Annotated in this window: 16 protein-coding genes and 1 pseudogene; 4 read left to right on the forward strand and 13 right to left on the reverse strand. The window is 72.0% G+C overall.

Going from position 1 to position 18,563, the window contains the following annotated elements; translation table 11 throughout:
• Positions 1-28 precede the first annotated feature (28 nt).
• The 5 genes and pseudogenes from ACFYWG_RS07980 to ACFYWG_RS08000 all read right to left on the reverse strand — a co-directional run.
• Positions 29-427: pseudogene (locus ACFYWG_RS07980) on the reverse strand (ATP-binding protein); the annotation flags it as partial.
• Positions 427-867, reverse strand: coding sequence for an anti-sigma regulatory factor (locus tag ACFYWG_RS07985; protein WP_376329556.1), 441 nt, complete (start codon positions 865-867; stop codon positions 427-429). The gene ACFYWG_RS07985 and the pseudogene ACFYWG_RS07980, both read right to left, overlap by 1 nt.
• Complete coding sequence (locus ACFYWG_RS07990) at positions 867-1,286, reverse strand: STAS domain-containing protein (RefSeq protein WP_376329558.1); 420 nt, start codon at positions 1,284-1,286, stop codon at positions 867-869. The genes ACFYWG_RS07985 and ACFYWG_RS07990 overlap by 1 nt, the downstream gene beginning before the upstream one ends.
• Positions 1,283-2,170 carry an STAS domain-containing protein gene (locus ACFYWG_RS07995; protein ID WP_383511881.1) on the reverse strand — a complete coding sequence of 296 codons (888 nt, stop codon included), beginning with the start codon at positions 2,168-2,170 and terminating at the stop codon, positions 1,283-1,285. Before ACFYWG_RS07995 ends, ACFYWG_RS07990 begins: the two co-directional genes overlap by 4 nt.
• Before the next feature lie 264 nt (positions 2,171-2,434).
• Positions 2,435-2,827, reverse strand: a complete 393-nt coding sequence (locus ACFYWG_RS08000) for an STAS domain-containing protein (RefSeq protein ID WP_383511883.1) — start codon at positions 2,825-2,827, stop codon at positions 2,435-2,437.
• A 350-nt stretch (positions 2,828-3,177) separates the two neighbouring features.
• Here ACFYWG_RS08000 and ACFYWG_RS08005 point away from each other — a divergent pair, with 350 nt between their 5' ends.
• Positions 3,178-3,549 (forward strand): PRC-barrel domain containing protein, encoded by a 372-nt coding sequence (locus tag ACFYWG_RS08005; RefSeq protein WP_376329565.1) that lies wholly within the window; start codon positions 3,178-3,180, stop codon positions 3,547-3,549.
• A 176-nt stretch (positions 3,550-3,725) separates the two neighbouring features.
• Here the strand turns inward: ACFYWG_RS08005 and ACFYWG_RS08010 are convergent, their stop codons facing one another.
• Positions 3,726-4,160, reverse strand: a complete 435-nt coding sequence (locus ACFYWG_RS08010) for an ATP-binding protein (protein WP_333930237.1) — start codon at positions 4,158-4,160, stop codon at positions 3,726-3,728.
• Between the two features lie 117 nt (positions 4,161-4,277).
• Positions 4,278-6,176 carry an AMP-dependent synthetase/ligase gene (locus ACFYWG_RS08015; RefSeq protein ID WP_383511260.1) on the reverse strand — a complete coding sequence of 633 codons (1,899 nt, stop codon included), beginning with the start codon at positions 6,174-6,176 and terminating at the stop codon, positions 4,278-4,280.
• Positions 6,177-6,328: 152 nt separating this feature from the next.
• Between ACFYWG_RS08015 and ACFYWG_RS08020 the strand changes: the two genes are divergently transcribed.
• Entirely contained in the window at positions 6,329-6,562 is a 234-nt protein-coding gene (locus ACFYWG_RS08020; RefSeq protein WP_383511262.1) for a DUF6480 family protein, read from the forward strand.
• 27 nt (positions 6,563-6,589) lie between these two features.
• Here ACFYWG_RS08020 and ACFYWG_RS08025 read toward each other — a convergent pair whose 3' ends face one another.
• The 6 genes from ACFYWG_RS08025 to ACFYWG_RS08050 all read right to left on the reverse strand — a co-directional run bounded on the left by ACFYWG_RS08025 (position 6,590) and on the right by ACFYWG_RS08050 (position 15,483).
• Positions 6,590-7,678 carry a glutamate--cysteine ligase gene (locus ACFYWG_RS08025; RefSeq protein ID WP_389199992.1) on the reverse strand — a complete coding sequence of 363 codons (1,089 nt, stop codon included), beginning with the start codon at positions 7,676-7,678 and terminating at the stop codon, positions 6,590-6,592.
• A gap of 111 nt (positions 7,679-7,789) precedes the next feature.
• On the reverse strand, positions 7,790-9,994 hold the full coding sequence (glgB, locus tag ACFYWG_RS08030) for a 1,4-alpha-glucan branching protein GlgB (RefSeq protein WP_383511266.1): 2,205 nt from the start codon (positions 9,992-9,994) through the stop codon (positions 7,790-7,792).
• A 3-nt stretch (positions 9,995-9,997) separates the two neighbouring features.
• On the reverse strand, positions 9,998-11,368 hold the full coding sequence (locus ACFYWG_RS08035) for a maltokinase (RefSeq protein WP_383511268.1): 1,371 nt from the start codon (positions 11,366-11,368) through the stop codon (positions 9,998-10,000).
• Positions 11,369-11,396: 28 nt separating this feature from the next.
• Positions 11,397-13,115 (reverse strand): maltose alpha-D-glucosyltransferase, encoded by a 1,719-nt coding sequence (gene treS / locus ACFYWG_RS08040; protein ID WP_376329582.1) that lies wholly within the window; start codon positions 13,113-13,115, stop codon positions 11,397-11,399.
• Positions 13,112-15,109 (reverse strand): alpha-1,4-glucan--maltose-1-phosphate maltosyltransferase, encoded by a 1,998-nt coding sequence (locus tag ACFYWG_RS08045; protein ID WP_389199995.1) that lies wholly within the window; start codon positions 15,107-15,109, stop codon positions 13,112-13,114. Before ACFYWG_RS08045 ends, treS begins: the two co-directional genes overlap by 4 nt.
• A gap of 74 nt (positions 15,110-15,183) precedes the next feature.
• Positions 15,184-15,483 carry a DUF5133 domain-containing protein gene (locus ACFYWG_RS08050; RefSeq protein WP_376330752.1) on the reverse strand — a complete coding sequence of 100 codons (300 nt, stop codon included), beginning with the start codon at positions 15,481-15,483 and terminating at the stop codon, positions 15,184-15,186.
• A gap of 361 nt (positions 15,484-15,844) precedes the next feature.
• Here ACFYWG_RS08050 and ACFYWG_RS08055 point away from each other — a divergent pair, with 361 nt between their 5' ends.
• On the forward strand, positions 15,845-16,345 hold the full coding sequence (locus ACFYWG_RS08055; RefSeq protein ID WP_376330751.1) for a pep a2: 501 nt from the start codon (positions 15,845-15,847) through the stop codon (positions 16,343-16,345).
• Entirely contained in the window at positions 16,342-18,501 is a 2,160-nt protein-coding gene (gene glgX, locus ACFYWG_RS08060; protein ID WP_389199998.1) for a glycogen debranching protein GlgX, read from the forward strand. The genes ACFYWG_RS08055 and glgX overlap by 4 nt, the downstream gene beginning before the upstream one ends.
• Positions 18,502-18,563: the final 62 nt, after the last annotated feature.

The following is an 18,563-nucleotide window of genomic DNA, read 5'->3' on the forward strand; positions in this document are numbered from 1 at the left end:
CCGGCGGCGTCGTGCCGAGGCGGGCCACCGCGACCGTGCCGCGGCCGGGCGTGCTGTGCACGGTGAAGGTGTCGGCGAGGCGCCGGCAGGTGCCCAGACCCGCGCCCCGGGACCCGCTCGTCGAGAACCCGTCGCCCAGGGCCGAGGGGACGTCGCCGATGCCCGGGCCGTCGTCGATCGCGGCCAGCTGCACGACACGGGACCGCTCACCCTCCTCGTACGGCTCCGGAGCGGGCACGGCCTCCACGAGGAGCCGCCCGCCCGCGGTGTGCTTCAGGAGGTTCGTGGCCAGCTCGGCGGCGACCGCCACCGCGGCGGCGGTGCGCCGCTCGTCCAGCCCGGCCAGCGCCGCTGCGCCCTCGGCGGCGGCCCGGGCGTCGTGCACCCGGGTCCAGTCGCGTACCGCGACGTCCCACACGCGGGGCATCAGGCCTCCTCGCGTGGACGCGGCGGCTGCGCCACCCAGCAGGTCACCCGCACCGTCGTACCGGCGCCCGGCGTGCTCTGCACGTCGAACTCGTGGACCAGCCGCCGGGCCCCGCTCAGCCCCATCCCCAGGCCGCCGCCGGAGGTGTAGCCGTCGCTCAGGGCCAGGTCCAGGTCGGCGATGCCGGGTCCCTCGTCGCTGAAGGCCAGCCGCAGGCCCTGGGCGCCCGCGCTGCTGACGCGTGTCGCCTCCATCTGCCCGCCCCCGCCGTGCACCAGGGTGTTGCGGGCCAGCTCACTGGCCGCCGTGACGAGCTTGGTCTGCTCCACCAGGCCGAAGCCGAGCCGGGCGGCGGCCTGCCGCACGTGCTGTCGCACCCACACCAGGTCCATGTCCGACCGGATGGGCAAGCAGGCCTCGACGCCCGCGGCGGTGTGCATCACATGCTCTCCTGACGCGGGCCGCCGGCACCGGCCTGGGGTGACCGCCCCGTGAGGAGTTCCATGCCGGCCTCGGTACTGAGCGCCGTGCTCAGTCCCGGCAGCGTCAGGCCCAGTTCGACGAGTGTGATGGCGACCGCCGGGCGCATACCGGCCACCACGGTGCGCGCCGCGAGCAGCTTGGCCTGCGCGGCGATCTCGGCCAGCACCCGGCCGAGGAAGGAGTCGACGATCTCGACGCCGGAGATGTCGATCAGGACACCGTGCACCCCGGTGCGGGAGATGGTCTCCGCGAGGTCCTGCTGCAGCTGCTGGGCCGTGCTGTCGTGCAGGTCTCCCTGGAGGGTGACCAGCAGCACGTCACCGAGCCGGAGGACCGGTACGTGACCGGTGGCGGGGCGGGTGTGGACGTCGCTCACCGCTTGACCGCGCCCGAGGTCACGATGTCGGCGCCCAGCCGGTGCAGGGCGTACCCCAGGGCGTCGGCGAGGCTCGCACGGGTGATGACGTCCAGGTCGAGGCCGAGGTGCACGATCGTCTGGGCGATGGCGGGCCGGATGCCCGACACGATGCACTCGGCGCCCATGAGGCGCGCCGCGGCGACCGTCTTCATCAGGTGCTGCGCCACCAGGGAGTCGACGGTGGGCACCCCGGTGATGTCGAGGATCGCGAACCGGGCGTGCTCGTCGACGACGGCGTTCAGCAGCGTCTCCATCACCACCTGGCTGCGGGCGCTGTCGAGGGTGCCGATCAGCGGTACGGCGACGATGCCGTCCCAGAGCCGGATCACGGGGGTGGCCACCTCCATGAGCTGCAGCCGCTGGCGGTCGCTGAGCGCCTGCCACTCGCTGAGGGCGGCCTGCATCGCCACCAGCCGCAGGGTGCCCATCAGCACCGTCAGCGCGGTGGAGGACGCCCGCAGGTGCTCCGGCGGCGCCTGCTCCAGGTCGGCGGCCAGCAGGTTCTCCACGGGTGGCCGCAGCGCGGCCAGCTCACTGGACACCTGGGTGCCGGACAGCCCGGCGCGTGAGCGGGCCGCGCCCATCCGGGCCAGCTGCTCGCGCACGGCGCTGAAGCCGGCGGCGTCCGGGTTCTCCACCTGGTCCGAGTCGGCCACCCGGGCCAGCGCGTCCACGATCGCCTTGCCCGCCTCCACCGCCTCGTCGCGCGAGACGGTGAACACAGTGCGGAACAGAGGCTCGTCCGCCCATCGCTGGGCGATCTGCTCACGCCGGCGGTGCAGGAAGTCCCGGACCTCCTGGGTCGGCGCGGCGGGCTGTCCGTCCGCTTCGTGTTCCGGCACTCGCTTCTCTCCTCATCCGCGTTGCGTCGGCCGCACCCGCTGAGCGATCGGGACGGCGTCGTGACACTTGCCGGGCGACAACTCTAACCACGCGCCGACCTCGTACGACACCTCATCCGGGGCAAGCGGTCCGGTTCGGGGGAAGGGTCGTCGGCCACCACCGGATCCGGCGGGCGGCGCGTGGAGAACAGCCTCCGGGCAGGCGGAACCGGGCACCGGCCGACCGGCCCGCGCCGGTGCCGTGCCCGAGGGTGTTCCGGTCGGTCAGACCTCCGGTTCCTCCGGGACCGCCGGCCCCGCGTCGACCCGGGCCAGAGCCTCGTCGACGTTCTCCGATATCGGCACGGTGATGCTCACGCCGGTCAGGTCGAGGATGCGCCGCACGGCCGAGGTCGGGTTGATGACGTGCACGCTCCCTTCGGTCTTACGGGTCTCCTGGTAGACGCGCAGGATGATGTTCATCCCCGACGAGTCCATGAAAGGCACGGACGAGAGGTCCAGCAGGAAGTGGCGCCGGCCGTGGTGGAGTTGGTTGGCCAGATGGGCCTGGAACTCGGTCGCGGTGTCGACGTCCAGGTAGCCGTCGACCGTGATCAGGGCAACGTCCTCCCGGGGCAGTTCGACTTCCACGGACAGCGGGTTCTGGGCGAGGGGCACGGGTACCTCCAACAAGTGCTACGGCCTGGGGTCGGTCACCTCTGCGGGTGACCGCGGTGCGCGGGGATGCCGGTCGTTCTCCGGACTCGGATGCCGTTCGTCATGCGTCTCCTTCCACAACCGGGCTCGGATCTCACCGCGCCCCGCGATTACCCCGGAACCCCCACATGCATGCCTGTGTGATGCGAACGACATGGAGATCCACCCGGCGGAAGTCGTCCGGGTTGCCGACCCGATCACCGAATGCGCGTGCGCCAGAAGGGTAATTGCCCGCTGTGGGACGGCAGGACGGGCGGAAGGCGTCCGCCGCCGCCCCGCGATCCGCACACCGCCAGGGAGGATGGAGCAGCGTGGCCATCGACAGAATCTGGTCGTACGCACCGGGCAGCGCCCACACCGAGGGGCTGGACCTGACCGGCTTCGCCGTCGCGGCGACCGACGGCACGATCGGGCACGTGGACCGGGAGGACGCCCCGCACGGCATGCGGCACCTCGTCGTCGACACGGGGGTCTGGGTTTTCGGGCGCAGCGTGCTGGTGCCGGCCGGGGTCGTCACGGGCATCGACACCGAGGCGCGGAAGATCACGCTGGCCTGCAGCCGGGCGGACGCCAAGGCGGCGCCCCGCTTCGAGACCGACAGCGAGACGAGGGACCCGCGGTACCTCACGGCCGTGGGCGACTACTACCACCGGCTGCCGCCGCGCGAGACGACCTCGGTCTGAGGGACGGACCGGCGCGCCCGCCGGCCACGGGCGCCCCGCGTCCGCGACTCCCGGCTTCCGGCAGCGCCTGCCCGGCCCGCGGCGCGGACCGGGCAGGCGCACACGTGCGGGGGCGCCCGGCTCCCCGGGCGCCCCCGTCACACGTGTCACCCGTCCTCCGCTCCCGGGCACGGAACTCACCAGGGCAGGAAGACGTGCACGTCCTTGCCGCTGTCGTCGGTCACCACGCTGACCTGGTCGCACAGCGTGTGGATCAGGTGCCAGCCGATGCCGCCGCCGCCGCTGCGCGGATCGAAGGGGCGGGGAGCGGGCTCGGTGGTGCTCGTGTCGTGCAGGACCACGTGCACGCCGTCGAAGGTGCGGCGCATCCGCAGCGCGAACGGCCCCGGAGCGTACTGGACCGCGTTGGCGGCCAGCTCCGTCACCACCAGCAGGATGTCGTCCCAGTACTCGGGGGCGGAGGGCGGGGAGGAGCGTGCCAGATCACGCAGGAACTCCTCCGCGGCCAGGCGCGCACCGGTCACGTCGTGCGGCTCGCCCACGAAGCTGTTCGTGCGGCTGGGGATCTCCTCGGAGGTCAGGGCGTCGTCTCCACGCGGCTCGGTTGACATATCGCCTTTCCGGCCCGGGCGTCAGCGAGGGCTGTCGTCAGGGCAGTCGTCCTTTCTCGTGCGTCGCCACTGTCGCGTGTTCCCATGGTGGCGAGGGCTACGCGTTCACCACCCCGCTCAGCGGAACACATTGTCCGCATCGTCCCAATGTGACGGTTCGTCCCCCGCGTTCGGCCGCCCCGGACGCCTGCGCGACTCGTACATCGCGTCGATCTCGGAGGCGTAGTGCCGCACGATCGCGTCGCGGCGCAGCTTCATGGAGGGGGTCAGCAACCCGTTCGTCACGTCGAACGGCTCGGGCAGCACCCGGAACACCCGGATCGACTCCGACGGCGAGACGGAGCTGTTCGCCGCGGCCACGGCCCGCGCGACCTCCTCGCGCAGCGCGTTCTCCTCCCGGGCCTCGCGCAGCTCGCCCTGCAGGGCCAGCGCCGCCCGCCAGTGGGCCAGGAACTCCGGGTCCAGCGTGATCAGGGCGCCGACGCAGGGCCGGTTGTCGCCCACCACCACCGCCTGGTGGATGAGGGGGTGCATGCGCAGCCGCTGCTCCAGGGCGGCCGGGGCGACGCTCTTGCCGCTGCTCGTGATGATGATGTCCTTCTTGCGGCCGGTGATCGTGAGGTAGCCCTCCGGGTCCAGCCGCCCGAGGTCCCCGGTGGCCAGCCAGCCGCCGCGCAGGGCGGCCCGGGTCGCGGCGTCGTCGCCCACGTACCCCTGGAACACCGACGGCCCGCGCACCAGGATCTCCCCGTCCTCGGCGACCCGGATCTCCATGTTCGGCAGGGCCTGCCCGACGGTCCCGGACTTCTCCCGGCCGAGCGGCTGCATCGTGACCCCGCCGGCGGTCTCCGTCAGGCCGTACCCGTCGTGCACGTAGATGCCGATGCCCTCGTAGAACAGCGACAGGTCGCGGCTGAGGGGCGAGCCGCCGGACGTGGCCCGCCGCACCCGGCCGCCGAGCGCGGCGCGCAGCCGCCGGTAGACCGTGCGCTCGTACAGGGCGTGCTGCAGCCGCAGGTCGAGGCCGGGCCCGCGCCCCCGGCCGAGCCGCTGGCGCTCCAGGGCCGCGGCGAAGTCGTGCGCGGTCGCCGCGGCCCGCTCGAACAGCGCCCCGTGACCGGCCTGCTGCGCGACGCGCAGGAAGTTCTTGTAGATCTTCTCCAGGACCGAGGGCACCGCGTACAGGTACGTCGGCCGGAACGAGCGCAGCGCGGCGGCCAGCGCCTCCCCGCTCAGATCCGCCTGGTGCCCCATGAGCAGGCCGCCGCGCACGCACAGCCCCTGGATCATCAGCCCGTACACGTGCGAGAACGGCAGGAACGCCAGCACCGACCCCTGCTCGCCGCGCGGGGCCGCGGTGTGGCCCCAGCCCGCCAGCAGGGTGTCGCAGGGGCCCGCCAGGTTGCGGTGGCTGAGCGCGCAGCCCATCGGCCGGCCGGACGTCCCGGAGGTGTAGGCGACGACGGCCGTGGAGTCCGGCAGCACGATCCGGCGCATCGAGTCGACCGTGGTGACCGGCACGTCGCGGCCGCGCGCCGCCAGTTGCTCCAGCGCGCCCGCGTCCAGCTGCCACACGTGGCGCAGCAGCGGCAGCGAGGCGCACACCGAGCCGACGGTCATGACGCCCTGCTCGTCCTCGACCACCACCGCCACGCAGCCGGCGTCCCGCAGGATCCACTCCACCTGGTCGCGCGAGGACGTCGGGTAGACCGGGACGACCTCGGCACCGACCGCCCACAGGGAGTAGCACAGGACCGTCCACTCGTAGCGGGTGCGGGCCATGATGGCCACGCGGTGCCCGGGAGCGATGCCGGCGGCGATCAGCCCCTTGGCCGTGTCCACCACCTGGTCGCGCAGCTCGATCGCGGTGATCTCCTCCCAGACGGCGGAGGCCGGACCGGAGCGGCGGGCCAGCAGGGGCCGGGTGGGTTCGCGGTCCGCCGTCTCGAAGACGCTGTCGGCGAGGCCGCCCGCCAGGCCCGGCGCGGCCGGTGGAGCGAGGGCGGGGTCGCGCATGCACTGCTCCTGACATGTACGTGGTGTCACCGTGCCGACGAGTCCCGTCATCGGCGGTGCTCGAATGTAGTCCAGGCAGCAGCTTTCGGGGTCGGAAAATACCGAAGTGGGTCCCGCTGATGATCCGGGCGTGATCGGGGGACCCGGACGGCATGAGTCACTACAGTCCCGATCCCGAGCCCGAGCGCAGCACAGGCCTCGAGCCCGGCGGCGGTGTGCCGCCGGGCGAGACCCCGCCCGCGGAGAGCAGCATGCCGGAGGCCCTGCCCCGGGAGACGCACAACCCGACCAAGGGGTGGGCCAAGGGGCCGCTGGCCGTGATCATCATCGTCTCGGTGCTGATCGCGGCGTTCTTCCTGGCCTACGCCCTCGTGCTGATCCTCTGAGCCGTCGGCAGCCCGAGCCGGGACGTCTCACCCCTGCGTGTGCCGCACGCACTCCGTGACGACGTCCCGCAGGCTCCCCGTGCGCTCCATCAGCTCCCGCTGCACCCGGGCGCCGTTCCCCTCGCGCAGCAGCTGCTCGCAGGCGGCCCGGGCCCGCTCCAGGTCCCCGGTGCCGTCGAGGGCCTGCGCCACGTGGTCGAGCAGGGCGCGCACGACGGCCTCGGCCGGCATGCGGCGCATGGTCGCGGGATGCAGCAGCTCGCCCGTGAGCCCGCACCGGGCGGCCTGCCAGTCGGCCAGCCGCAGCAGGCCGACGCCGGGGTCGAGCGGCTCGGTCCCGGCCCGCCACTCGCGCGCGGCGGTCTCCACCAGCCCGCGCACGAGCGTGGCGATCAGCACGGCGGTGTCCGAGTGCAGGCAGACGTCCGAGACGCGGAACTCCACGGTCGGGTAGCTGCGCGACAGCCGGGCGTCGAAGTAGATCATCCCCTCGTCCAGGATCGCGCCGGTGGCGACCATGTCCGCGACGAGCCGGTGGTACCGCTCCGCCGAGCCGAACAGCTCCGTGGGGCCGGCCGACGGCCAGCGCAGCCAGACCCGGCTGCGGTAGCTGCTGTAGCCGGTGTCCTTGCCCTGCCAGAACGGCGAGTTCGCGCTCAGTGCCTTCAGCACCTGCAGCCAGGGCCGCACCCGGTCGACGACCGCGACGCCCTCCTCGTCGGACTCCACCGACACGTGCACGTGGCAGCCCATGACGAGCTGCTCCCGGGTGGCGATGCCGTACTGCTCGGCCATCCACTGGTACCGGCGGTTGAGGCTGACCGCCGGGCTGACCGGCAGCGGGGAGGTGGCCAGGGCCGCCACGGTGCAGCCGATGTCACCGGCGTGGCGGGCGGCCTCCTTGCGGCAGCGCACGATCTCCGCGTGCAGGCTCTCCATCGAGGACTGCGGATGCGTGGCGAACTCCAGCATCTGCTCGTGGAGCTCCTTCTCGAACACGTCCTGGCCCGCCTCGTCCTGCTCCGCCCGGGCCAGAACCGCCGCGGACAGTGCCCGCGGCTCCCCGGTCTCCGGATCGACCAGGAGGAGTTCCTCCTCCACTCCCACGGTGCGCACCTGGTGCCCGCCCTTCTGTCTCCGCCGTGTCGCACCACCGGAACGTCCCGGTGGTACGACCCCCAGTGCCCCCGGCGGGCGGGTGGGACACCTGGCAGGACGGCAGGACTTCTAGCCGGCCGGCGTCAGCCACACGGTGGCCAGCGGCGGCAGCGTGATCCGCAGGCAGCCGTCCTCCGGCTTCACGGGGCCGGGCAGCGTGACCCCGCTGCCGCCGTAGCGCAGGTCGTCGGTGTTGAGCCGCTCCTGCCAGGCCGCGGCGTCCCCCGGCACCCACAGGCCGTAGTCCTCCCGGACCACGGGGGAGAAGTTGGACACCGCCAGCAGCGGGCTGCCCTCGGCGTCGTAGCGCAGGAACGCCAGCACGTTGTCGTCGGCCGAGTCCACCGCCACCCACCGGAAGCCCTCCGGCCGGGTGTCGCACTGCCACAGCGCCGGCGTCGCGAGGTACACCGCGTTCAGGTCGCGCACCAGGTCGCGCACGCCCCGGTGGTCGTCCGCCGAGTGGTAGCCCTCGTCGAGCAGCCACCACTCCGGCCCGTGCTCCACCGACCACTCCGCCCCCTGGGCGAACTCCTGCCCCATGAACAGCAGCTGCTTCCCGGGATGGCCCCACATGAAGCCCAGGTAGGCCCGGTGGTTGGCGCGCCGCTGCCACCAGTCGCCCGGCATCTTCGACACCAGTGCCTGCTTGCCGTGCACGACCTCGTCGTGGGAGATCGGCAGCACGTAGTTCTCGCTGTAGGCGTACACCATCGAGAACGTCATCTCGTGGTGGTGGTACTTGCGGTGCACCGGCTCGTGGGAGATGTACTCCAGCGAGTCGTGCATCCAGCCCATGTTCCACTTCAGCCCGAACCCCAGGCCGCCGGTGTCGGTCGGCCGGGTCACCCCGCCCCACGCCGTGGACTCCTCGGCGATGGTGACCACACCGGGGGCGCGCCGGTACACCGTCGCGTTCATCTCCTGGAGGAACGCCATCGCGGCCAGGTCCTCGCGGCCGCCGTGGACGTTGGGCTCCCACTGGCCGTCCTCGCGCGAGTAGTCCAGGTAGAGCATCGAGGCGACCGCGTCCACGCGCAGCCCGTCGATGTGGAACTCCTCGCACCAGTACACCGCGTTCGCGACCAGGAAGTTGCGCACCTCGGTCCGGCCGAAGTCGAACTCGTAGGTGCCCCAGTCCGGGTGCTCCGCACGGCGGTCGTCCCCGGGCTCGTACAGCGGCTCCCCGTCGAAGCGGGCCAGCGCCCAGTCGTCCTTCGGGAAGTGCGCCGGCACCCAGTCCATGATCACGCCGATCCCGGCCCGGTGGCAGGCGTCGACGAAGAAGCGGAAGTCGTCGGGCGTGCCCAGCCGGGCCGTCGGCGCGTAGAAGCCGGTGACCTGGTAGCCCCAGGAGCCGTGGAACGGGTGCTCCGCGACGGGCATCAGCTCGACGTGGGTGAAGCCCATCTCCTTGACGTACTTCGGGAGTTCCTCGGCGAGCTGCCGGTAGGTCAGCCCCGGCCGCCAGGACGCCAGGTGCACCTCGTACACCGAGAAGGGCGCCTCGTGCACGGGCCGGTCCGCCCGGTGCGCCATCCACTCGGCGTCGTTCCACTCGTAGTGCGAGGCCGTGACGATCGACGCCGTGTTGGGCGGCTCCTCGGTGCGGCGGGCCATCGGGTCGGCCTTGAGGAAGCGGTGGCCGTGCCGCGAGTGGATCTCGAACTTGTACGCCGTGCCCTCGCCGACGTCCGGCAGGAACAGCTCCCACACACCGGACGCGCCGAGCGAGCGCATCGGGAACTGCGTCCCGTCCCAGTGGGTGAAGTCCGTGGCCACCCGCACGCCCTGGGCGTTCGGCGCCCACACCGTGAACCGGGTGCCGGCCACGCCCTCGTGGGTCATGGGCTGCGCGCCGAGGGCCTGCCACAGCTGCTCGTGCCGCCCCTCGCGGACGAGGTGCAGGTCGAGCTCGCCGAGCGCGGGCAGGAACCGGTAGGGGTCGTGCGTCTCGATCTCACCGGCCTCGTACACCACGTGCAGCGTGTAGTCGGGGACCGTCTCCAGCGGCAGCAGGCCCGAGAAGAGCCCTTCCCCCTCGGAGACCAGGGGGACGTGCCGGCCGCCGGTCACCACGCTCACCGCGCGGGCGAACGGGCGCAGCGCCCGGAAGACCACCGCGCCGGGCACCGGGTGCGCGCCCAGCAGCGCGTGCGGGTCGTGGTGGGCGCCCGCCAGCAGCCGCCCGCGGTCCTCCGCGCTCAGGGCGGGCGCGGGCGCCGTCGTGACCGGGCCGGACGGCTCCGGGATTGAGGTGTCTCGCAGGGCCACGGCTCAGTCTCCTCTCACGGCGAGGCGCTCGATCGCCGCCATCGGTACAGGCAGCCAGTCGGGGCGGTGCCGTGCCTCGTACAGCACCTCGTACACGGCCCGGTCCGTCTCGTAGGCGCGGAGCAGACCGTGCTTCTTGCGGGGGTCCCAGCCGGCGCGGGCGGCGTAGCCCGCGCAGTAGGCCTCTCGGCAGCGGCGGGCCCACTCCGGGCGCCAGGGGCGGCGCTGCCGGGCGGCGTAGTCGAAGGAACGCAGCATCCCGGCGATGTCCCGCACGGGGGAGTGGGCGCTGCGCCGTTCGGAGAGCGGCCGGGACGGCTCGCCCTCGAAGTCGATGACGAACCAGTCGCGTCCGGCCCGCAGCACCTGCCCCAGGTGCAGGTCGCCGTGGATGCGCTGGGCGGGCGGCCCCGGGTCGCAGGTGGTGAGCGCGGCGAACGCGGTGCGCAGCCCCGGTACGTGGGGCTGCAGCGCCGGTACGCAGTGCGCGGCGGCGTCCAGCCGCTCGGTCATGGCCGACGCCGTGCGGGCGTTCTCCCCGGGCGCCCCCACCGGGAACGCCGAGGCCAGCGCCAGGTGCACCTCGGCCGTGGCCGCGCCCAGCGCCCGGGCCTGGACCGTGAAGTCGTCCCCCGCGGCCAGCGCCTCCAGGGCCAGCGTCCAGCCGTCGGAGGCGCCCTGCAGGTAGGGCTGGAGCACGCCGAGCGTCGCGGTGAAGGGGTGCCTGGTCTGGAACCAGGCCACGGGCGCGGGCACGCGGTGGCAGCCCTGGCGGGCCAGCGCGCCCGGCACCTCCAGGTCCGGATTGACGCCCGGCTGGATCCGCCGGAAGACCTTCAGGATGTACTCGTCGCCGTAGACCAGCGAGGAGTTGGACTGCTCGGCGTCCAGCAGCCGCGGCACGAGACCGGCCGGGACCTCCTGCTCCGGGTCGCAGTCGAAGCGCAGAGGGCCCGCGGTGCCGGGCCGGCGCAGCCGGTCCAGCAGCAGCTGCGCGGAGCGCGGGTCGTGCAGGGCGTCGTAGACGGTCGTGCCGGCCAGCGGCCCGTCCTGCACCTGCCCGATCAGCGCCCGCCCCAGCCGCGGCGACGGGTGCTCCCGCACGCCGAGCAGCAGCTGGTAGCAGTCACCGGCCGGGGGCGCGCCGCCGGGCGAGGGCACGCCGGTGTGCCCCGCGTGCCCGGCGTGCACCAGCAGGTGCAGGCACCCCGGGAACAGCTCGGTCATCGACAGCAGACCGAGTTCGGTGACGGGCCGGTCCTTGCCGGCGAACCAGCGCTGCCGCGGCAGCCAGTCGCGCAGCAGGGCACCGAGCGACTCCATGGGCTCGGCCAGGCGCGAGAGGTCCGGGCGGAGCGATGCGGTCTTCGGCATGGTCACGCCTCCTTTCGTCGGCGCACGCTCACAGTCGCCGGCCGATGCGGGATGCGACTCGAGTGAGCCGGAACCAGTAGAAGCCGTGGCCCCCGAGCGTCAGCAGGTACGGCAGTTCGCCGATGGCGGGGAAGCGGACCCCGCCGAACAGCTCCACCGGATGCCGGCCGGCGAACTCGCGCAGGTCGAGCTCGGTGGGCTGGGCGAAGCGCGCGAAGTTGTTCACGCACAGCACCAGGTCGTCCTCGTACTCCCGCAGGAAGGCCAGCACGGCCGGGTTGGACGAGGGCAGTTCGGTGTAGGAGCCGAGGCCGAACGCGGGGTTCTGCTTGCGGATCTCGATCATGCGCCGGGTCCAGTGCAGCAGCGACGACGGCGACGACATCGAGGCCTCGACGTTGGTCACCTGGTGGCCGTAGACCGGGTCCATGATGGCGGGCAGGTACAGCCGGCCCGGGTCGCAGGTCGAGAAGCCGGCGTTGCGGTCCGGGGTCCACTGCATCGGGGTCCGTACCGCGTCGCGGTCGCCGAGCCAGATGTTGTCGCCCATGCCGATCTCGTCGCCGTAGTAGAGGATCGGCGAACCGGGGAGGGCCAGCAGCAGTGCGGTGAACAGCTCGATGGTGTGCCGGTCGTTGTCCAGCAGGGGCGCCAGGCGCCTGCGGATGCCGATGTTGGCCCGCATCCGCGGGTCCTTGGCGTACTCGGCCCACATGTAGTCGCGCTCTTCGTCGGTCACCATCTCGAGCGTCAGCTCGTCGTGGTTGCGCAGGAACATGCCCCACTGGCAGCCCGCCGGGATGGCCGGCGTCTTGGCCAGGATCTCGGAGACCGGGTAGCGGGACTCGCGCCGCACGGCCATGAAGATGCGCGGCATCACCGGGAAGTGGAACGCCATGTGGCACTCGTCGCCGCCACTGGCGTAGTCGCCGAAGTAGTCGACCACGTCCTCGGGCCACTGGTTGGCCTCCGCCAGCAGCACGGTGTCCGGGTACTGGGCGTCGATCTCCTTGCGGACCCGCCGGAGGAAGGCGTGCGTGGCGGGCAGGTTCTCGCAGTTGGTGCCCTCGGCCGCGTAGAGGTACGGCACCGCGTCCAGCCGGAAACCGTCGATCCCGAGGTCCAGCCAGAACTTCAGCGCGGCGAGGATCTCCTCCTGGACGCGCGGGTTCTCGTAGTTGAGGTCCGGCTGGTGGGAGAAGAAGCGGTGGAAGAAGTACTGACCGCGCACGGGGTCGAAGGTCCAGTTCGAGGTCTCCGTGTCGACGAAGATGATCCGCGCGTCCGGGTAGCCCTTGTCGTCGTCGGCCCACATGTAGAAGTCGCCGTAGGGCCCGTCGGGGTCCTTCCTCGACTCCTGGAACCACGGGTGCTGGTCGCTGGTGTGGTTCATGACGAAGTCGATGATGACGCGCATGCCCCGCTGGTGGGCGGCGTCGACGAACTCCACGAAGTCGGCGAGGTCGCCGAACTCGGGCAGCACGGCGGTGTAGTCGCTGACGTCGTAGCCGCCGTCCCGCAGGGGCGACTTGAAGAAGGGCGGCAGCCACAGGCAGTCCACGCCGAGCCACTGGAGGTAGTCCAGCTTGGCGGTCAGGCCCCTGAGGTCGCCGACGCCGTCGCCGTTGCTGTCCTGGAACGAGCGGACCAGCACCTCGTAGAAGACGGCACGCTTGAACCAGTCGGGATCCCGGTCCCTGGCCGGGGTGTCCTCGAAGGTGTCCGGCACGGGTTCGTTCACGGTCATGACGTTCCTGCCCCTCCGTTGCCTTGCGCGGCGGGCGGGGACTGGAGGTGGAACACGTGCGCGGGAGCCCGCCCCGGCTCGAGACGCACGTAGTTGCTCCGGCCCCAGTGGTAGGTCTCGCCGGTGAGCTCGTCGCGCACCGGCACCGACTCGTGCCAGTCCAGGCCGAGGTGCGGCATGTCGAGCGAGACCGTGGCCTCCTGGGCGTGATGCGGGTCCAGATTGACCACCACGAGGACGGCATCGCCTCCGCTGCGCTTGCTGTAGGCGAGAAGCGCGTCGTTGTCGGTGTGGTGGAAGCGCAGGTTGCGCAGGTGGTGCAGCGCGGGGTGACTCCTGCGGACGGTGTTGAGGCGGGTGATCAGCGGGGCGATGCTGCGTCCCTGGCGCTCGGCCGCCTCCCAGTCGCGGGGGCGCAGCTGGTACTTCTCCGAGTCCAGGTACTCCTCGCTGCCCTCCTTCAACGGCACGTTCTCGCACAGCTCGTACCCCGAGTAGATGCCCCACGCCGGCGACAGCGTCGCGGCGAGCACGGCCCGCACCTCGAAGGCCGGCCGCCCGCCGTGCTGCAGATAGGCGTGCAGGATGTCGGGGGTGTTGGCGAAGAAGTTCGGCCGCATGTAGGAGGCCGCCTCACCCGACAGCTCCGTCAGGTACTCCGTCAGCTCCTGCTTGGTGTTGCGCCAGGTGAAGTACGTGTACGACTGCTGGAAGCCGATCTGCGCCAGCGTGTGCATCATCGCCGGCCGGGTGAACGCCTCCGCCAGGAAGATCACATCCGGGTCGGTGCGGTTGATCTCCCCGATCACCCGCTCCCAGAACACCACCGGCTTGGTGTGCGGATTGTCCACCCGGAAGATCCGCACGCCCGCGTCCATCCAGTACCGCAGCACCCGGCACGTCTCCGCCACCAGGCCGTCCATGTCCGCGTCGAAGGCGATGGGGTAGATGTCCTGGTACTTCTTCGGCGGATTCTCCGCGTAGGCGATCGTGCCGTCGGGACGGTGGTGGAACCACTCCGGGTGCTTGTGCACCCACGGATGGTCCGGCGAGCACTGCAACGCGAAGTCCAGCGCGATCTCCAGCCCCAGCTCCCGCGCCTGCCCGACGAACCACACGAAGTCGTCCATCGTGCCCAGATCGGGGTGCACCGCGTCGTGGCCGCCCTCGGGCGAACCGATCGCCCACGGCACGCCCACGTCCTCCGGGCCGGGGGAGAGGGTGTTGTTGCGGCCCTTGCGGAACGTGGTGCCGATCGGGTGGATCGGCGGCAGGTAGACCACGTCGAAACCCATCGCCGCGATCGCCGGCAACCGCCGCGCCGCCGTCCGGAACGTCCCGTGCGGCCGCTCCTCGGTGCCCTCCGAACGCGGGAAGAACTCGTACCACGACCCGTACAGCGCCCGCTCCCGCTCCACCAGCAGCGGCATCGGCTCCGAGGTGCTGACCAGGTCCCGCAGCGGGTACCGGGCCAGCACGGCGTCCACCTCGGGTGCCAGGCCCGCCGCCAGCCGTTCGGCCGCGGGCCGCGTGTCGTCGCGCAGGGCGGCCGCCGCGTCGAGCAGCACACCGCGGCCGGCGTCCCTCGGTACGCCGGCCGCCGCCCGTTCGAGCAGTTCCGCGCCTTCCTCCAGCACCAGGCCCGGGTCGATGCCCGCGGGAACCTTTATGCCCGCCGCGTGCCGCCAGGTGGCGACCGGGTCGCTCCAGGCCTCCACCCGGAACGTCCACCGGCCGGCCGCGTGCGGCGTGACCTCGGCGCCCCAGCGGTCGCTGCCCGGGGCCAGCTCCCGCATCGGCGTCCACGGCCCGGGACGGCCCTCGGGATCCTTCAGGACGACATTGGCGGCGACCGCGTCGTGCCCCTCCCGGAACACGGTGGCGGTGACCTCGAACGTCTCGCCCACGACCGCCTTGGCCGGCCGGTTGCCGGCCTCCACGGCCGGCCGGACGTCCCGTACCGGGATACGGCCGATGGCCCGGGTCTTCCTCATGGTCCTCACCTCCACCGTGCTCGAAAGCCGGGCCGAGGGGCCCGGTTCTGGGGACAGCTGCGGCGGGAAGGCTGTCACCTTCCCGCCGGGGATCTCCGCTCCGCCACCGGCGGCCTGCGCCGGACCGCGGTGGCCGGGCGCGGCCGCTCGTTCTGCTCCTGCAGGTACGTGACGTGGTTCGTGCGCAGGTACCGTTCGGCCGCGTCGGCCGCCTCCCGCGCGCAGCGCTTGCCCATGAGCACGCACAGCGTGTAGCCGGAGTCCTCGAACGTGCTCCGCACGGTGAGGTCGTTCGGCGCCGCGAGCATCACGCGTTCCCAGGCCCGGTAACGGCGCAACTGCCGGGCGACTTCGGCTTTGGCGGGTAGCAGCATGGCGCCGATCACCTTTCGGGGCTCGAGGGGCACGGTCTCCCGACGGTCGGACGGCGTGCCGCGCGCACAGCGACGCGGACCCGTGACGGCGATCGAGTTCTGTCACACATGGTGCACGGACCATGACGCAACGTCTTGTTGGATCTTCAACGAGTCGCCGTCCGGGTAGGCCGTCCGGGCCCTGCCCCGCTGCTCACTTGTGCGGTGTCTCGCCTCAGCTGTGCGCTCGTGTTGCACGAACGGAGCAGCACCCTCACGCTGAAGGTGACTCAGAAGCGATAAGCGCTCACGTTCTGTGTTCGGGGCTCGTTCCGCAGACGCGGACGAGAAGGAATTGAGCTTCGCGGTGAGGAGCCGACCGATGAAGACCGCAGTGCCCTGCTACTACCACCTCGACGTGGAAGTCAGCCCCGACCGGGTGGGACAGGTCAGCCGCATTCTGGCCGCTCACCTGAGGTTCTGGGACCTGGACAACCTGGTCCAGCCCGTCTGCGGCGGTGCCGAGATGCTGCTCAAGGCCATCGACGAGCACGCCACGGACAAGAACACGTCGATCGAGATGTGGTGGAACGGGCAGCACCTGATCACCGCCATCGGTGACAACGACCGCGCCCTGCGCCCCGACCAGGAACTGCGAGGCTGCCTGGAGCACCTCGCGGCGATGAGCGACGGCTGGGGCTGCTGCGCCACCGAGACCGGCAGCAAGGTCATCTGGTTCTCGCAGCGCGCCCGCGCCGGCGAACGCGTCCCGCTGGTGCCGACCGCGCCCGCCCCGCGCGAGAGCGAGGGCCTGGACGTCCCCCGCGAGGTCCCCCTCACCGGGCTCGCCGCCTCGGCCGGGGTCCTGGAGGACGCCCGGTGACGCGCAGGCAGGAACGGAAAGGGGCGTCCGCCTGGGGCGGGCGCCCCTACCCGCTGGGTGCCGACTTCGACGGTGAGGGCACGAACTTCGCGCTCTTCAGCGAGGTCGCCGAGCGCGTCGAGCTGGTCCTCGTCGACGACGACGGCACCCACACCCGGGTGCCGCTGAACGAGGTCGACGGCTTCGTCTGGCACGGCTACGTGCCCGGCGTCGGCCCGGGCCAGCGCTACGGGTACCGCGTCCACGGGCCGTGGGCCCCGAACGCCGGCCACCGCTGCAACCCGGCCAAGCTGCTGCTCGACCCGTACGCCCGCGCGGTGGACGGCGAGATCGACAACCACCCCTCGCTCTACGAGCGCAACCCCGACGGCCCCGACCCGGCCGACAGCGCGGGGCACACCATGCTCGGCGTGGTGACCGACCCGGCCTTCGACTGGGGCGACGACACCCGGCCGGGCCGGCCCTACGCCGACACGGTCATCTACGAGGCGCACGTCAAGGGCATGACCAGGACCCACCCCGAGGTGCCCGAGGAACTGCGGGGCACCTACGCGGGCCTCGCCCACCCGGCCGTGGTCGAGCACCTGACCTCGCTCGGGGTCACCGCCGTGGAGCTCATGCCGGTCCACCAGTTCGTCCACGACGGGGTGCTGCACGACCGGGGCCTGTCGAACTACTGGGGCTACAACACCATCGGCTTCTTCGCGCCGCACAACGGCTACGCCGCCCGCGGCACGCGCGGCGGCCAGGTCGCCGAGTTCAAGCAGATGGTGAAGACCCTGCACGCGGCCGGCCTCGAAGTGATCCTCGACGTGGTCTACAACCACACCGCCGAGGGCAACGAGCGGGGGCCGACGCTCTCCTTCCGGGGCATCGACAACTCCTCCTACTACCGCCTGGTCGACGGCGACTGGAAGCACTACTACGACACCACCGGCACCGGCAACAGCCTGCTGATGCGGCACCCCTACGTCCTGCAGCTGATCATGGACTCGCTGCGGTACTGGGTGACCGAGATGCACGTCGACGGCTTCCGCTTCGACCTCGCGGCCACCCTGGCCCGGCAGTTCCACGAGGTGGACCGGCTGTCGGCGTTCTTCGACCTCATCCAGCAGGACCCGGTGATCAGCCGCGTGAAGCTGATCGCCGAGCCGTGGGACGTCGGCGAGGGCGGCTACCAGGTGGGCAACTTCCCGCCGCTGTGGTCGGAGTGGAACGGCATGTACCGCGACGCCGTACGGGACTTCTGGCGCGGCGAGGACCACACCCTCGGCGAGTTCGCCTCCCGCCTCACCGGCTCGTCCGACCTGTACCAGCACAGCAGGCGCCGGCCCCGCGCCAGCGTCAACTTCGTCACCGCGCACGACGGTTTCACACTGCGCGACCTCGTGTCGTACAACGACAAGCACAACGAGGACAACGGCGAGGACAACCAGGACGGCGAGAGCACCAACCGGTCCTGGAACTGCGGGGCCGAGGGGGAGAGCCGCGACCCGGCCGTGCGGGAACTGCGCATCCGCCAGCAGCGCAACTTCCTCGCCACCCTGCTGCTCTCCCAGGGCATCCCGATGCTCTGCCACGGCGACGAACTCGGGCGCACCCAGGGCGGCAACAACAACGCCTACTGCCAGGACAACGAGATCTCCTGGATCGACTGGCGGCTGAACGAGGAGCAGCGCGACCTGCTCGACTTCACCCGCTACCTCATCGGCCTGCGCACCGCGCACCCCGTGCTGCGCCGGCGCCGCTTCTTCCGCGGCGAGACGATCACCCGTGCCGACCAGCCGCTGCCCGACCTGGTCTGGCTGGCGCCCGACGCCCGCGAGATGGCCGACGACGACTGGCAGCGCGGCGACGCGCACTCGGTGGGGGTGTTCCTCAACGGCGACGCCATCGCCGAGCCCGACCCCCGGGGCCGCCGGGTCGTCGACGACTCCTTCCTGCTGCTGCTCAACAGCCACTGGGAGCCGATCGACTTCCGCATCCCGGACGCCTCCTACGGCGAACGCTGGACGGCCCTGATCGACACGGCCGACCCGGACGGCACCCCGGACGAGGCGGAGCACAAGGCGGGCACCGGCCTCACCGTCGGAGCACGCAGCCTGGTCCTGCTGTCCCGGCCCTCCCGGGCGCGGAGCGACGACCGGACGCGGTGACGGCGACGGACGTGACGGTGGCCCCGCGCGAGCACTGCTCGCGCGGGGCCACCGTCACGGTC

This window comes from Streptomyces sp. NPDC003456, assembly GCF_042878735.1.
GTDB lineage: Bacteria > Actinomycetota > Actinomycetes > Streptomycetales > Streptomycetaceae > Streptomyces.

Excerpts from the sequence above, each read along its gene's own strand:
- ACFYWG_RS08055 (WP_376330751.1), top strand. The coding sequence starts at position 15,845 with ATGAAGACCGCAGTGCCCTGCTACTACCACCTCGACGTGGAAGTCAGC.
- ACFYWG_RS08010 (WP_333930237.1), bottom strand. The coding sequence starts at position 4,160 with ATGTCAACCGAGCCGCGTGGAGACGACGCCCTGACCTCCGAGGAGATC.
- treS (WP_376329582.1), bottom strand. The coding sequence starts at position 13,115 with ATGACCGTGAACGAACCCGTGCCGGACACCTTCGAGGACACCCCGGCC.
- ACFYWG_RS08050 (WP_376330752.1), bottom strand. The coding sequence starts at position 15,483 with ATGCTGCTACCCGCCAAAGCCGAAGTCGCCCGGCAGTTGCGCCGTTAC.
- ACFYWG_RS08020 (WP_383511262.1), top strand. The coding sequence starts at position 6,329 with ATGAGTCACTACAGTCCCGATCCCGAGCCCGAGCGCAGCACAGGCCTC.
- ACFYWG_RS07985 (WP_376329556.1), bottom strand. The coding sequence starts at position 867 with ATGCACACCGCCGCGGGCGTCGAGGCCTGCTTGCCCATCCGGTCGGAC.
- ACFYWG_RS08035 (WP_383511268.1), bottom strand. The coding sequence starts at position 11,368 with ATGCCGAAGACCGCATCGCTCCGCCCGGACCTCTCGCGCCTGGCCGAG.
- ACFYWG_RS08045 (WP_389199995.1), bottom strand. The coding sequence starts at position 15,109 with ATGAGGAAGACCCGGGCCATCGGCCGTATCCCGGTACGGGACGTCCGG.
- ACFYWG_RS08015 (WP_383511260.1), bottom strand. The coding sequence starts at position 6,176 with ATGCGCGACCCCGCCCTCGCTCCACCGGCCGCGCCGGGCCTGGCGGGC.